This is a genomic window from Streptomyces sp. NBC_01390 (assembly GCF_045040105.1).
In the GTDB taxonomy this organism is placed as follows: Bacteria; Actinomycetota; Actinomycetes; order Streptomycetales; family Streptomycetaceae; genus Streptomyces.
On record NZ_CP109551.1, the window covers coordinates 1,771,931 to 1,786,101 of the forward strand.

13 protein-coding genes are annotated in these 14,171 nt (G+C 67.4%); 5 read left to right on the forward strand and 8 right to left on the reverse strand.

Annotated elements, in window-relative coordinates:
- Window positions 1-171: 171 nt before the first annotated feature.
- The 4 genes from OG241_RS07740 to OG241_RS07755 all read left to right on the forward strand — a co-directional run bounded on the left by OG241_RS07740 (window position 172) and on the right by OG241_RS07755 (window position 8,290).
- Window positions 172-5,718, forward strand: a complete 5,547-nt coding sequence (locus tag OG241_RS07740; protein ID WP_405814484.1) for a hypothetical protein — start codon at window positions 172-174, stop codon at window positions 5,716-5,718.
- Window positions 5,719-5,785: 67 nt separating this feature from the next.
- Window positions 5,786-7,366, forward strand: coding sequence for a hypothetical protein (locus tag OG241_RS07745; RefSeq protein ID WP_405814485.1), 1,581 nt, complete (start codon window positions 5,786-5,788; stop codon window positions 7,364-7,366).
- A 41-nt stretch (window positions 7,367-7,407) separates the two neighbouring features.
- Window positions 7,408-7,773, forward strand: coding sequence for a hypothetical protein (locus tag OG241_RS07750; RefSeq protein ID WP_405814486.1), 366 nt, complete (start codon window positions 7,408-7,410; stop codon window positions 7,771-7,773).
- A 133-nt stretch (window positions 7,774-7,906) separates the two neighbouring features.
- Window positions 7,907-8,290, forward strand: coding sequence for an HU family DNA-binding protein (locus OG241_RS07755; RefSeq protein WP_405814488.1), 384 nt, complete (start codon window positions 7,907-7,909; stop codon window positions 8,288-8,290).
- A gap of 90 nt (window positions 8,291-8,380) precedes the next feature.
- On the opposite strand, the gene OG241_RS07760 is transcribed toward OG241_RS07755, so the two are convergent.
- The 5 genes from OG241_RS07760 to OG241_RS07780 form a co-directional block, all read right to left on the reverse strand.
- On the reverse strand, window positions 8,381-8,941 hold the full coding sequence (locus OG241_RS07760) for a hypothetical protein (RefSeq protein WP_405814490.1): 561 nt from the start codon (window positions 8,939-8,941) through the stop codon (window positions 8,381-8,383).
- Between the two features lie 101 nt (window positions 8,942-9,042).
- On the reverse strand, window positions 9,043-9,552 hold the full coding sequence (locus OG241_RS07765) for a hypothetical protein (protein WP_405814491.1): 510 nt from the start codon (window positions 9,550-9,552) through the stop codon (window positions 9,043-9,045).
- On the reverse strand, window positions 9,545-9,952 hold the full coding sequence (locus OG241_RS07770) for a hypothetical protein (RefSeq protein ID WP_405814492.1): 408 nt from the start codon (window positions 9,950-9,952) through the stop codon (window positions 9,545-9,547). Before OG241_RS07770 ends, OG241_RS07765 begins: the two co-directional genes overlap by 8 nt.
- Before the next feature lie 647 nt (window positions 9,953-10,599).
- Window positions 10,600-10,947, reverse strand: coding sequence for a hypothetical protein (locus tag OG241_RS07775; RefSeq protein WP_405814494.1), 348 nt, complete (start codon window positions 10,945-10,947; stop codon window positions 10,600-10,602).
- A 210-nt stretch (window positions 10,948-11,157) separates the two neighbouring features.
- Window positions 11,158-11,481: a hypothetical protein gene (locus OG241_RS07780; protein ID WP_405814495.1), complete on the reverse strand. Its 324-nt coding sequence runs from the start codon at window positions 11,479-11,481 to the stop codon at window positions 11,158-11,160.
- A 140-nt stretch (window positions 11,482-11,621) separates the two neighbouring features.
- Between OG241_RS07780 and OG241_RS07785 the strand changes: the two genes are divergently transcribed.
- Window positions 11,622-11,831, forward strand: coding sequence for a hypothetical protein (locus tag OG241_RS07785; RefSeq protein WP_405814496.1), 210 nt, complete (start codon window positions 11,622-11,624; stop codon window positions 11,829-11,831).
- Window positions 11,832-12,012: 181 nt separating this feature from the next.
- Here OG241_RS07785 and OG241_RS07790 read toward each other — a convergent pair whose 3' ends face one another.
- The 3 genes from OG241_RS07790 to OG241_RS07800 all read right to left on the reverse strand — a co-directional run bounded on the left by OG241_RS07790 (window position 12,013) and on the right by OG241_RS07800 (window position 14,110).
- The gene (locus tag OG241_RS07790) at window positions 12,013-12,828 is read right to left on the reverse strand and encodes a hypothetical protein (RefSeq protein ID WP_405814497.1); all 816 of its coding nucleotides are present in this window, start codon (window positions 12,826-12,828) and stop codon (window positions 12,013-12,015) included.
- 233 nt (window positions 12,829-13,061) lie between these two features.
- Window positions 13,062-13,481, reverse strand: a complete 420-nt coding sequence (locus OG241_RS07795) for a hypothetical protein (protein ID WP_405814498.1) — start codon at window positions 13,479-13,481, stop codon at window positions 13,062-13,064.
- Complete coding sequence (locus OG241_RS07800; protein WP_405814499.1) at window positions 13,478-14,110, reverse strand: hypothetical protein; 633 nt, start codon at window positions 14,108-14,110, stop codon at window positions 13,478-13,480. Before OG241_RS07800 ends, OG241_RS07795 begins: the two co-directional genes overlap by 4 nt.
- Between the last annotated feature and the right edge of the window lie 61 nt (window positions 14,111-14,171).

Consider the following 14,171-nt stretch of genomic DNA (forward strand, 5'->3'; position numbering starts at 1 on the left):
GCCACTTGGGGGCCGGCGAAGGATCACGACCAGTGCCGAGGTCGTCTCTCGACTAAGGGAGACTGCCTCGGCACTGGCCTTTCCAGATAGCCTCTCACTACCTTTCGATAAGCCAGGTAGGCTCTATACATGCTTATGTAACCCCGAGCCTCCACAGGAAGCTGATTGGCTATGAAGAAGGCACATGGACTGCGCAGGTACTTCTACGAGTACGTCTACTACAAGGCAGTCGAGCAGGCCAGGGAGCAGACCGGACAGGTCGTTCCGATCTCCCAGGCCAAGGCGATCCGCGCCCGGGTCGACGAGATCCTCGGCCAGCGGGGCGCCGCGCTGGCCGACCCGCGGCTGGGCGTCACCGACTGCCTCTCCGCCATCGACCAGGCATTCGTGGAGAAGGTGTCCGACTACGAGCCGCAGTTCGGTGACCATTCCCCGCACAACGAGCGCTACCAGCAGTCGCAGCGGGAGTTCACCCGTGCCACCGGCGTCGGTGCCCAGGCCGACCCGAAGACGGCCCGGCTGCCGATCAGCCCCTACGACCCCGACTGGTCCGAACGCGCGACCGTCAAGCGCGCCGGGACCGCGCTGGTGTACCTGCCGGACGAGACGATCGGGCGTGTGGCCGGCGGCGAGGTGGAGACCCTGGCCGACCCCCGGCGCGGGAACATGGTGCTCTGGCGCATCGACGACGACGGCAAGCCTTTCGAGGCAGGCCGAGCAATGACGAACGATGACGCCGCTGGACTCACCGCGCTGATGGACAAGATGAGCCAGCAGGAATACGACCAGGTCCGCGAGTGGGTCATCGACGGCGGCCGGGATCCCCAGACGAACCGCGTCGACCGCAACCGCTTCATGTCCCAGCGCGCCGTGGCACGCTCGGCAGCACTGCTCGAAGAGCTGAAGGCCCAGGGCGTGTCCTACGAGGTGATGCGCGACCGCGAGCCCGGTCAGATCAAGGCGAAGATCGCCGGAACCGGCATGGAGATCCGTCTCACCGACACGCGCCAGGAGGAGTACGCCGGAGCCCGGATCTACGACAACGGCAGCGTGCTGCGCTACTCGACGAACTACCGGGTCCCCGGCGGCATGGCGGTCCACTCCCCCTCGCCGGCGGAGGCCGTTCAGCTGCTGCGCTTCGCCCAGGGCCACCGCATCGAGCGCACAGATCTGCCGGGGCACGCCGCCGGCGAGACCGGCACAACGCACCAGGAGCGCGGCCGTGGCCGCACGCTGGCGGATGTGCCCGACAGCTACCACGTCGACCGGGAGTCGATGTTCGTGGTCGGCGACTACGTGGCCCCCGGCGAATCCGGTCCCCGGCCCGGGCCGAAGGTGATGCTGCGCCGGGACGCGAAGAACCGCTCCCTGCCGACCTTCTTCGTCGACGCCGAGCCCGCTGAGGCCTACGCGAAGGCCGCCGTCGAGAGCGCGCGGGAGAATCTGCAGGCAGCTCTTGGCGTCGAAGACCTGATCGCTCGCGCCGAGGCCGAGCTGGAACGAACGGGCGGAGACCTGGATGCGGTCGAGCCGCCGGAGTACTCGGCTGACTCCGAGGTCGCTGCGATCCAGCGCTCCTACTGGGACGTGCTCACCGGCGCGCACAGCGATCTGCTGCGCCCGGGCGCGACCGAGGAGATGTACCAGGAACGGCTGGAAGAGATCGGCGAGCTGCAGGCCACGGAGGTGCCCGAGATGGGCAACCTCGTCTACGGCGGCACGGCCGTCGAGAAAGTCCGGCAGCACGCCGAGGACGTCCCCTTCGAGCTCATCGGGACCTGGGAGGCGGAGCCTCACGACGTCGACGGCGAGTGGGTCGATCAGCGCTTCAACCCGGACCGGGTGGCGCGGTACATGACCAGCCCCACCGGGCAGTGGTCGAACCTCGACAACCTCGCCTCGGCGCTGCGTCGTTGCGGGGTCTCCCCCGACGAGATGATGGGCTCGACCTTCCAGACGACCCGGTTCAAGGACCGGCTCGTCCGCTTCGACGCCGAGCGCTCCATACCGATCGCCGATCACGAATCTGCGTTCATGCGGCGCATCGGGGCCACCGTGCGCGAGAGCATCGAGCGCAACGCGGCGACGGTCTCCGAGATCCTGGTCGACGAGCAGGGCGTCATCCGCTGGAGCGGCGAGAAGCTGCGCCGTAACGGCGAGGGGACTCCGATCTCGGGTGAGATCGGCCAGGTCTTCGACGTCGGCGAGTACGGCGAGATCACCACCGCCTTCGCCAGCGGGGAGAACGCTCTGGTCGTGCCGGGCTACGAGGCCACGATCACGGCCCAGACTCCGGGCGAGGCTCCGACCTCGGTCGAGGAACGCACGCGCCTGCGCGGCTACGAGCAGCTCATGCACGAGCGCATCCAGTACCAGATCGCCGGCGACCTCATCGCCGGGCGCAGCCAGACCGGCGAGCCGTCCTCGCTCAACACGGTCTACTCGCAGCTGCACGGCACGAAACACCCGATCGACTTCATCGAGCGCGCCACCACGTACCAGCTCGACGAGTCCACCCGCGAGATCAAGGAGCACCTGGACGAGTGGACGGCCGCGATCCTGCAGACCGAGGCGCGCCGTGTGCGCTACTCCAACGAGATCAAGGCCGGCTCGACGATCTACGCCGAGTACCGGGCCCAGCGCGACCGGACTGACCCGGCTGACGACAACCGTTTCGACGCCTGGCGGCTCACCGGCGGGCGGAACATGACGGTGCTGACCGGCAAGGACCGGAGCAACGTCGCTGCGCCCAGCGGCTACTTCGACCCGGTGATGACCGGAGGCGCGACCAACCAGGGCATCGTGCGGTACCTGACCACTCAGGCCCAGGTCGACGCCGACGGCCGGATCGTGCCGGGCGACGAGAGCGTGGCCGGACAGCGTGCGCCGCTCATGGCTCTGGCCGAGCTCGAGACGCTGCGGTACGACCCGTTCGACCGCCAGCAGATGACGGCCTCGACGATCATGCAGTCTTCTGAGGTCACCGCTCCGGCGAAGACGGCGCTGATGACCTTCGGCGGCTGGACGGCTGATGACCCGATCGTGGTGTCGAAGGAGTTCGCCGAGCGCCACCGCATCCGCGGGGCCGGCGGGCGGGAGCGCGATCTCGTCGTGGGCGACAAGATCTCGGATCTGCACGGCAACAAGGGCGTGATCTCGCTGATCGTCGACCGGGACATGCCGCTGCAGGACGCGCGGGAGCAGGATGTCGTCGATGAGGTCAACTGGTTCAGGGCCAACCCGGGCCTGGACGTGGTGATGAGCCCGTTCAGCCTGATCTCCCGGCGCAATGCGGGCTCGGCGCGCGAGCTGATGAGTGGGAACGTCTCCGATCTGCGCTCCCCCACGGGAGAACTGCGGCCGAGTGCCCTGGGCGAGATGCGCTTCGTGGTCACTCACATGGCCGTCGACGAGAAGACGAAGATCTACGACGACGAGCAGGTGCGTGCCGGCAAGGGCCGTAAGGCCTCCTCGCAGCTGGCCTGGGCGCTGCAGTCTCAGGACTGCCCGGCGATCATGCGCGAGTTCTACGGCCACAACAGCGGGGCCGAGTCGAACCTGCGCGAGTACCTGCTGGTGACCGGCATGGACATGGAGGCTGACGGCACTCTGCGGGTGGTCGGCCACGCCGAGGGCCTCGACGAGCGCCCCGAGCGCCGGTTCATCGCGATGCCCGAGTTGCTGCGCACTCAGCCGCGCAAGGAGGGCCAGCTCCCGGGACTGAACACCACGGCGATGCGCAAGTCCTTCGGCGGTCTCATCGGCGACCGCGGCGGCGACATGGAGATCCCGTTCCCGCTCACGTATCCGACCGGCGAGCAGACCGAGACGGTGAGCGCGAGCTCGTGGAAGCTGCCGGTGATGTCCTCGCATCTGCGCAGTGGTCAGGAGTTCGAGGACGGGTCCTCCGTCACGCACGACCACACCCGCAGCTACCAGGACGTCTTCGTCGAGGCCTGCCGCTATCGCTACATGGCCGAGCAGCTGGACGGCCAGGGTCTGTCCGCGGAGAAGCGCGCCGAGGTGCGTCGCGGCATGAGCGAGTCGGTCTCGCGCGCTCAGCGCGCCTTCGAGGCGATCACGACCGACGTGCAGAGCCGGGTGCTCACGGGCAAGAACAACATCTTCAAGACCGGGTTGATGGCCTCGCGGCTTTCCGACTCGGCGACGATGGTGTGGACCGCGGACCCGCGGCTGGACGTCGACCAGGTTGCGTTCAGCTCGGTCAAGGCCGAGCAGCTGGGGCTGGCCGAGGGCGACCACGCGCTGGTGTGGCGTGACCCGGTGCTCCGTGACGCCGGTGTGCGTTACATGCGGGTGGCGATCGACGACCGGCTCACCGGTGCCGCGATCAACCCCGTGATGGACGCCTGCTTCGACGGCGACTTCGACGGCGACGCGGTCGCCGTGGTGAAGCTGCACAGCGAGGCCGCCAAGGGGGAAGCCCTGGCGAAGCTCTCGGTGCCGGCCAACTTGCTCGACACCGGCGTGGTCAAGGGCGACGGCTCGCACCCGCTGGCCATGCAGGTCTCGCTGGACACCCAGGTCGCGCTGTCCAAGGACGCCGGACTGGCCGATGAGTTGGAGAGTTCGCGCAGCGAGGCGAACCGGCTCCGGCTGCAGGCACTCACGGGCGCAGAGTCGCCGGAGGACATCAAGCTCGACCAGCAGGTCGTGACGGAGGAGCTGAGCGGGCTGTACCGCCAGGCGCAGCGTGGCGAGTTCGGCGCGGCACTGACGTTCTCGGACCGCGAAGCGCACCTGCAGAGCGTGCGCGAGGTCTGCGTCGAGACCGGTGCCAAGGGCAGCGAGAAGAAGCTCGCCGACTACGCCCGGAACCTGGGCGATGCGGAGGGTACACCGGGCATCACGCAGGCGGACCAGGAAGCCTCGATGTACGCCACGGCGATCAAGGCCCACGGCACCGGCCTGGGCGGCAGCTTCAGCCAGCGCGCCGTGCGTGCGCTGCGCGGCGAAGACCTCAAGGCCGTCCTGGAGGTCACCTACCCGGTGACTCAGTCGATCCTGCAGGCCAAACACGACGCCGCCGAGGCCCGGCACAAGTACGCGATGCTCCAGGGCCCCGGCCGCGAGCTCTGGAGGGGCCGCAGCATCGAACACGTCGGCCCCGGTCAGTGGCGCACGGCGTTCCTCGACGGTGAGCCCGTCCAGGCCACGTCCGAGGAGTGGGAGAAGCAGTTCATCGAGTTCTACGAGTCCAAGGAGGGCTTCGGTGTCGCGGTCAACCCGGACTATGTGGCCCGTGTGGCCAGTGCGCTGGAGGACCCGAAGACCGGGCTCATCCGCAACCTCGAAGATGACCCGTCGCTGGCCGGCACCGTGATGGACCGGATGGCCTACGGCGGCGGCTTCGAAGCGCTCGTCCAGGCGGCCAAGAACCGCGAGAGCGTCTACGACGGCGAGAAGAACGAGCAGTTCGCGTCCTCGGGGACCCGCAAGGCCCGGACGGAGATATCCCGGCAGCTTGATCAGCTGAGCTCCGCCGAGGCACAGGGTCTGGACAGCACTGCGATCGCCGTAGATGACTCGGTGGTCAAGCGCGACGTGATCTCCCAGGACGCGGAGGCCTCCCGCACCCGCGGCTCGCACCGCCGCTCGGCGCATGCCGTGGGCGTGGGCGCGTCGCGCCCGCGCTACACGCCGAGCATCGAGATCGATCAGCCGCAGGGCAACGACGACCACGGGATGGGGTACTGAGATGGCGCAATCCAAGGAATTGGGAACGGGCCCTGCGGGCCGTCGGCGCGCGACCAAGAAGCTTCCGGTGAACGACGAGCCGGGACCGGAGAACGACGGCTCGCGCGCCTGGCGCGAGCGGCTCCGGGACCGCGCCCGCGGGTTCTTCGGCGCGAAGACCCAGGCGCGGATGGCCGACCGCGAGCGCGTGTACCGGATCGACGTCGACCGGGCCGAGGACGAGGCCGAGGGCCTGGACCATCGCGAGCAACTGCTCAAGCTCCGGGCGGAGACGCGGCTGGCCGGCGAGAAGTACATGGCCTCGCTGCGGGACTCGAAGCTGCTGGTGCCCGGCTTCAACGACGAGGAGCGGACGCAGGAGCTCGGTGTCATGCACCACGTCTACATGCAGATGATGATGCAGTCGTGTCTCAAGCCGCTCTCTCGAGGGGTGAATGCCAACTCGGTCGTCCAGGCCGTCGGCATGGTGATGGCCATGCGGATGCTTGCCCCGGACTTCAAGAAGGAGATGGACAGCTACCTCCAGCCCTTCAAGGACAAGATCCAGGAGCGCATCGACACCAGGACCCGCGGCATGATCGCCTCCGCCGAAAGCGGCATCGCGCACCGGCAGAGGATCTTCAAGGACGTGCCGAGCGGCGCCCGGCGCGAGCGCCTCATCGGCAGCACCGATCCGCGTGATCACCTGACGAAGAAGTGGCGCAAGCGCTTCGACGCCATGCAGCACCGCGAACGCGGCCACCGGGAGATGTTCACTCCGGACTCGGCGGCCATGACGGAGGTCGCGCTCCTGGAGAACGCCTTCTGGAAGATGCGTGAGCCGGGCGCGGATGCCGGCCTGATCCGCGACAGCTACCGGGCGATGCGCAAGCGGCTGCACGAGCAGATGCGCGAAGACGGCCTGGAGCGCCAGGAGGTCGTCCACCGCGCGCGGATGATCATCGGCGAGCGGATGGAGTACGAGCCCGAGCTGCGCACGATGTTCAACGGCGTGGCCCACGGCCGGATCGTCAAGGCCCCCGCGCACGAGGAGCGGATCGCGGGCTCAGACAGGGTCCGCACGGTCTGGAGCGGGGAGTTCGACGACCAGCTGGGCTGGCGTCTGCCCGAGGACGGGATGTTCACGCTGCGCCGGCCCATGGAGGCGGACGCCCACCAGGTCCAGCTCGCCGAGACGATGAAGACCTCGATGCTCGACGCGCTGGGCCGCGGCGACCAGGAGGGCTACGGGGGCAACATGCTGGGTTACCTGGTCGGCTTCGCGGCGCAGAAGCAGGGCCTGGACACCAGCGGGCTGCCCGACATGCTCCAGCGCCGACTGGACCAGTCCGAGGTGATGATCGCGAGCATGGACATCGACGGTCTTTCGCCCGAGGAGCAGCAGCGGGTCTACTCCAACGCCTACGTCGACGCGCTGGAGGCAGTGAACGAGAAGTACCCGGAACTTGAGGCCGAGCTGAAACGGAGCCTCGGGGAGAACTGGCAGCAGACGCTCCAGACAGCGGTCGACGACCCGGGCGGCTTCTTCGAGAAGCAGCGGCTCAAGCCGCGGTCGCGCCCTACGGGCCCGTCGTCCGAACGAGAGGCCGGCCAGCAGAACGACGGCCCGAACGCTGAGGCCGATGCCGAGGACTACCAGCCCGCCTGAGGACGATCCGAGAACACGAACAAGGAGCAGGAGGAAGGGCCATGAGCCAGGAACAGAATGAGGGACAGCAGGTCAGGTTCGGATCGCGTTTCGCGCGGATGTTCGGCTACGTCACGCCGGAGGACCGGAGCCGATGGAAGCAGCAGCGGGCCCAGAACCAGCCGAACGTCAGCGCGACCAAGCAGGGCACCAAGGCATTGCTGGGCTCGATGATGGAGTTCGGGGAGCGCAACATCGGCGCAAAGCTCGATGCGGCCCACCGTGTGGCGGCGCAGCGGCGGTTCGAGGAGTCCCACGACAAGGTCGTGAACCAGCGCCACGATCCGAACACGCGGAACATCATCGAGTCGGTCAACTACGAGCCCAGGGACGACCGGGAGGAGATCGAGCTGGATCTGGAGCTCTAGCCGAATGGGACACGACAAGCCTAGCGAGAGACATTCGACAAGCACACCTCTCCTTCTCGACTCGTCACTATCTTCGATAGACTGGTTTCTCAGCGAAACCGCGGCTTGAAGGACGACAGGACAGGGTGTGGGTATGGAGACGACGACGAATCCGCGTGTCAGTAAGCGCAAGTTCATCTCTCGGGTTGCGACTCGCAGCGGGTTGCCGGTCCGGACAGTGAAGAAGGTGTACGAGTCGTTGCTCGGTGAACTCACGGGCGCGGCCAGCTGTGGGGAGACGGTCGTGCTCACGGGCTTCGGCCGCTTCTACCGACAGGATCACAAGGGCCACAAGGTGCGCTTCGGTCAGAGCGACGTCGACGACTACGCGGTGCTGAAGTTCTCCGCGTCGAGCACCCTCAACCGCCGGCTCGGGGGCGACGAGGATGAGATCCCACCGGAGACCTACGGGATGATCGAGGATGCCGACGAGTTCGAGAACATCGTTGAGGATCGTGAGCTACGAGCCGCGTCGTAGGCAACGAGGTGCCAGCAGAAAAAGAGAACCCCCGCGATGCACAGGCATCTCGGGGGTTCTTTCGTGGTGGGACGAGCCCAGTTGAGAGGCTCAGCCGTCGGCAATAGCGAAGATCAGCACGAGCACGATGACCGGGACGATGAGCACGCCGACCCCGGCGAGGTGCTCCCACCCCGGCGGCGAGTTGCCCCAGCCCATGAAGTTGTCCCACAGGCCAGCGACGGTGTCTGCGATCGAGCCGAAGAAGCCGGTGACCCATCCAATGACGGCTGGCAGGCTGACCCCGCCGATCAGGCTGAGGGCGATGATGAGATGGGCGCTCTTGAACATGGTGCCCGCCCTACGGTCCTCGAAGAGCAGGTAGTACAGCCCGATGTGCGGGATGACCAGGGCCGCCAGTGCGATCCAGGCCCGATCTGGGTCTTCGATCACCCAACCGATGAAGTCCTTGACGGGTCCGACGTAGGCCAGCACTGGGGCAAGTACCTCAGTGCGGAAGATGACGTGGAAGATTCCGTAGGCCATGCCGAGGGCGATCGCCAGTCCGATGCCGCGCCGCACGAAAAGGGCGGAACGAGGACTGAACCGCCGGCGGCGTCCCGCGGTTACGCTGAACTGGGGTTCGGCATCCAGAGCGACCGCCTGGATCACTGACTCGCAGTCGCACATCGTCACCATCTCCCCCTGTCAAATCACCATTACTTCCATTTCATGAGAAGACCGCAATGATGAACAGAATACTGGATTATAGGTCACCCGAACTGAAGATCAGGCTCATCCGCGGATGGCGTGTCGAAGCTGATCGAGCGCTGTCGAGGCCGTGAGGGACTCGCGATCGGCTCGCGCTGCGCGGCCAGCTCGGCGAGAGTGAAGCCCACGGGGCGACCGAGGCGCTGGCCGGCCATGTAGTAGGCCTGCCCGTTCGCGCGTTCACCCAGGGCAATGACCTCGCGGGTGACGGGCCCGCCCGGGCGCTGGGGCGCGCGCTCCCGCCAGACAATCCGGTGCGAGGGCTTCGCATTCGGATCCGCGCCGACGTACGTGGTCTCGCAATCAGAGAGGTCGGGATAACTGGGCATGTACTCCAGCGGATGCGTGCTCGGCGCGCCCTGCTGGATCCGGCCCAGCTGATTGAGAGCCACGCGCAGGAGCCGGTCCTCCGGTCCATGAGGGTGCATCACCGCGGCGTCGTGGAGCGTCTGGAGGTCCTGCTTGAGACCGGTCGTCGGCAGGAGGCGGAAGGGAGGCTGACGCTCACTCATCACGCTTCTCCTGCTGGGCAGCACGATGCTCATCGGCCCACTGCTGACCGAGCGTGCCGAGGCTCTCGGCGAGCTCCTCGATGGTCATGCCCGCCTCGCCGGAGGCGTCGGACTCCTGGATGCGGCGGGAGAGCTCGGCCTGGAAAGGAGCCTCAGCGTGGACGTGGGCCGCGTGGTCGTACTTCATGAGGCGCACGAACGCGGCGAAAGGGATGATCGCGGCCTCGGGCTTGTTGTCGTCGCCGAAGATCAGCGGCGTGATCTCGCCGCAGCGATAGCGGTTCAGCAACGTGCCGAGGTTCTCGCGCCTGAGCTGGTCGGTCGGGACGACGTTGACGGAGAACTTCGGGAGCGCGGCGTCGGAAGTGCCGTTGTCGTGAGCGTTGCTGTTGTGAGTCATAGCCTCAGTCTAATCAGTCTTGAATAGCTTGTCATCGACTCGCATACGACGGTTATCGTCGAGTCGATAAGAGTGTCGAATGGTGGATCGCTCCGTCCCTGAGAGGCGGGACGGGCAAGAGAAAGAGGAGACCCGTGCTCCAGCCCCGCACGGTGCGGAGCCGGGGCACGGGCCCTGATGGATGGACGGTCGCGACGTCAGAAGTTCCCCTCGTCGACCTGCAGGCAGACGATGCCGAGCGAGCGCCACAGGGCCACCACCCGGTCACGGTCGTCCAAGGCCAGGAGGACGTCATAGGCGTCACGAATGTGAGCGTTGAACAGCTCGTACTTGACGGCGTGGTCGGGGCGCAGGTCTCCCTGCCGCGCGTCAGCAGCAGAGCATCGTCAGCCCACTCCCCCAGGTGCTGGCCCAGCCAGCCCCGGGTCGCAGCACGGACGCTGCACCCCCGGTCGTCACGCTCGGGCCGGCCAGAGCAGAAGATGATCTGGTGGCCAGCGTCGCGCAGCGCATTCACCGTGTCGATGACCGGCGGGTTGGGCAGATCCCAGACCACCAGGCGGTAGTCGTGGTGAGGCCGCAACAGGGGCGGCGGAAGGGGCTGGCGTCCCCCGGCCGGTGGGCGCGGGGCGGCGGACGCCGGATCGCTACTTGGTTGCCCGGCCGTGCCGGTCGGCCAGGGCGGTGACCCAGGTGACGAACGCGGCCTCGTCGGTCTCGAAGTCACCGGTGGTGAACTCGCGGCTCTCGTCACTGACGTCGTCGATGAAGAAGCCGTCGAGGCGGCCGTGCGCGCTGACCGGGTGAGTGATGGAGTTCTCCACGCCGGTGCTGCTCTGAGTTCCCCAGGTTAGCTGGGAGTCGTCGGCGAAGGTGTAGGCGCCGTGTGTCTGGTCCGACAGCTTCCCGTCGGAAATGACCTCGCAGTGAATGTCCGCAGCGGCGAGGCGGGCCAGGACGGCGTGGAAGACGGTGGGCTCGGGCTGTGATGCCATGTTCGTGCTCCTGGACAAGAAAGACGGTAGGTGGACGGCAACCACCCTGGCCAGCACGACAGTTAGCCGCGCAACGGCCGTGGCAGGGCTCGGCCCAAGAGGCAAGAGCCACAACACACGGCCCCCAGTGGCGGCGCCCATAGTGCGGGGCCGCGGGGTACGTGGCCCGCCCCTGCACCCGGGGCAGGCCGTCAGATGGCGTGCACAGGATCAGCTCTCCGCGTCATCGACTTCGACGTACACCCGCGCGCGTTCCACTGCCGCACGCCAGTCCTCGTCGTCGCTCCCGTGGCGATCGGTCAGTTCGACCGCCGTCGTCGCGACCGACAGCACGTCCCGCGGGCTGATAGCGGCGGCGCATTCCTCGCCGCGCGGGCCGTGGACGAGAGGCCGCAGCTTTTCGATGACATCGGTCTGAGCGCTGCACAAAACATCGTTGGCATCACCATGTCGGTCGTACAGCACGACGGCAGCGGTGATCAGGAGCCGCCTGTCGCCGGCACTGATCGCCGCACCGGGCGGGGGTGTGTTCAACGGTGCACCTCCTTCAGGAGCAGGAACACCGACGTATGTCGGCCACCTGCGCCGACGAAACGCCTCGGACAAGCACTTGAATTGTCGAATCGACTAAACGTTTTGGACGGCTCGGGACATGTATGGGTATGAGAGAAGACATGGCAGGAGTCCCGTCCCCCGATGAAGCGTCGAATCAAGACATCACGATCGAGGAAGTCTTGGCGCAACTCGACCGCGTGGGCTGCAGGGCGCCCGGCGGCGAGCTCGACTTCGACGAGGAAGGGCTGGCCAGGCTGAACGCATGGATGGAGGCCGAAGACCCCGCTGATGGCGACAGCGCCGACCCCGGGGACCCGACCCCTGAGTAACGCGCTGGCTGACGAGGATTTACGGACAAGCACGGGGTTAGGGAGTGAGCTCGGCGACCAGGACGGTCGCGTTGTCGACCGTGTCGTGCTCCTCAGTAGGCAACTTCGCACGGGCGGACTCGACGGCGAGGTCGACGAAGGGGCGCACAAAAGCATCCAGCGGCTCGTCGCCGAGGTCGGATTACAGATCGTGCCCGGCCTCCTCGATGTGGGGCTCCGGCTGGCTGTTGAGGGTGTGGAGTCCGGCTCGGGTAAGAGCCCACGTGTAGACCTTGTCGTCGTTGCGGCCGCTCTTGGGACGGGCACTGATGCCAGTGGCGTACCCCCGGCAGATCAACCCGCAGTCGTTCAGGATGCGTGCCGTGCTGTTGTGGACGTTGAGGTAGCCGGCTGTATGGGGGCCGCGTTGCCGTACGACGACCCTGCCGGGGTTGTCGTGGATGAGCTGAAGCGCTTGACGCTGCTTGGCGGTGATCCTGGACGCTTTGCCGCTGTCGCTGTCGTCGGTGACCCAGCCGGTGAGGGAGTAAGGGAGGCTGGGGCTGATCGTGTGGTCGGTTGGATCGGCCGGTACGTACAGGACCGTGGCGATGGCCGTGTGCCAAGTGTCGTTCCAGTCGCTGAGGCATGCGGCGCAGGTGGCGCGGCGGGGGTCGCGGACGGTGATGCCCGGGGTGGCGCAGCGGGTGGTGTCGTGTACGTGGTCGACGCAGACGTCGCCGGTCTCCGGGATGACGTCATCGGGGTCGAGGTGGGCGGGCAGGTGATACGGCTCGGTCGGCAGCGGCGGCGCAGCGCGGACGACGGCGCTGAGCTGTTCGAGGCGGTCGAGCAGGTCCTGCTGCGTGCCGTGCAGGGCAATGCCGTTGCCGCGGTTCCACAGGGCGACGGCCATTTCACCGTCACCGACAAGGTCTCCGTTGATGCTGGTGCCGGGGTAGAGGAGATCAACGGGCTGGCCGCTGGCGACACGGACGAATTCGAGACGGCTGGACATAGCGGATGTTCCCCCAAGAAACGGTCGGATGCGACCCTCGACCGCTCCCGCGCCGCCGCTGGCGGGCGGGAGGGCAACGGGGCACCGCCCCCGCCTTACGGTGATGGCGCGACGGGCGATACAAACGTCTACGTGAGGCGGGCAGGCAGATGACGGGCCCGGTAACAGCCGGGCGGTCGTGGGCGGTTACTCGGCCGGGGCAGGCGGCTACTGCTGGATCGCGCCCAGTCGATTCAGGGTGCACCACCCGCGAGTTGACCGAGGGCGGCAAGCACGGTGCTTGCCGCGGTGCAGGAGGCGAAGAGCCGTCCGGCGTCGTTGCCGGTCAGGTGCAGTTCCCGCTTGGCGACGACCCAGACGGGCAGGGCGTGGCTGCCGGGCTTGTGGGCGACGGTGTGGGTGGCGCGGCTGCCATGGAAGTCGGACAGGTCGCGGACGACTAGCGAGGGTGTGGCCGGTGAAGTGGGCGGCGTATCCGGCGACGCACAGGGTCGTCCTGGACAGGGGGCCTGTGCGTCGCCGAGCGGAGTATCCGGGTGGAGCAGGCTGGTTCCGCGGAAACAGCGGCCGGGTCGTAGCGGCGGGGCCGGTGTGGGCCTGGACAAGGCCGCCTGTAACCCGTCCAGCCGCGCGTACAAGGCGCCTTCGGTCACGACGAGCTGCTCCGAGTGGCGTTGGATGGCTGCACACCCTTCAGCACGGCAAGTTCCCGCTGCACCGCGGTCAACTTGGCCAAGTACTCGGCGGCCTGCGTCTTCCAGTCCGCGGGCACGTCCGGCCGCGGGGAGACCCGGCCGGTCATGAAGCGGTCCCAGCCTTCCAGCGCGTACTCTAGGTCCCGGATTCGAGCCCGCAGCCCGTCCGGGTCACGGTCCTGCCGTAGTTCGGCCACCTCGTCCTTGAGACGGCGTACGTCGCCGGCAGTGCGCAGCTTCTGGCGTTCCTTGCCCTTGTCGAAGCCGCGGCCAAAGGCAGCGCGGCGTTCCTCGCGGGGGCACTCCTGGATCCACGGCGCCAGGTGCGCGGCCGCGTCCCGGTGTTCCTGGGCACGTTCGGGGTCTTCCTGCTCAAGCTCGGCCAGGGGCCGGTAGTCGTACTGGCGGGCCAGCTGGTCGGCCAGGCTCTCCAGTTGGGACGGCAGGGTGATGTCGTCCTCGGTGGGATGGCCGGTGGCAGAGGAGATCCGGTCCGCCTTCTGCTGGAGGGACTCCGGAGGCCGCTCGGCGTTGACCGGGTCGTCCGGCAGGCTGTCCAGCAATTCCTGCCTCCTCTGTTCATCCATCACAGCTCCTCCACGCTGTCATTGATGCGTTCGATGGAGAGACCGGGCAGCTGAGGGTTGA

Coding starts and splice junctions, on each gene's coding strand:
- OG241_RS07740 (WP_405814484.1), top strand. CDS start 172: ATGAAGAAGGCACATGGACTGCGCAGGTACTTCTACGAGTACGTCTAC.
- OG241_RS07750 (WP_405814486.1), top strand. CDS start 7,408: ATGAGCCAGGAACAGAATGAGGGACAGCAGGTCAGGTTCGGATCGCGT.
- OG241_RS07755 (WP_405814488.1), top strand. CDS start 7,907: ATGGAGACGACGACGAATCCGCGTGTCAGTAAGCGCAAGTTCATCTCT.
- OG241_RS07765 (WP_405814491.1), bottom strand. CDS start 9,552: ATGAGTGAGCGTCAGCCTCCCTTCCGCCTCCTGCCGACGACCGGTCTC.
- OG241_RS07770 (WP_405814492.1), bottom strand. CDS start 9,952: ATGACTCACAACAGCAACGCTCACGACAACGGCACTTCCGACGCCGCG.
- OG241_RS07775 (WP_405814494.1), bottom strand. CDS start 10,947: ATGGCATCACAGCCCGAGCCCACCGTCTTCCACGCCGTCCTGGCCCGC.
- OG241_RS07785 (WP_405814496.1), top strand. CDS start 11,622: ATGGCAGGAGTCCCGTCCCCCGATGAAGCGTCGAATCAAGACATCACG.
- OG241_RS07790 (WP_405814497.1), bottom strand. CDS start 12,828: ATGTCCAGCCGTCTCGAATTCGTCCGTGTCGCCAGCGGCCAGCCCGTT.
- OG241_RS07800 (WP_405814499.1), bottom strand. CDS start 14,110: ATGGATGAACAGAGGAGGCAGGAATTGCTGGACAGCCTGCCGGACGAC.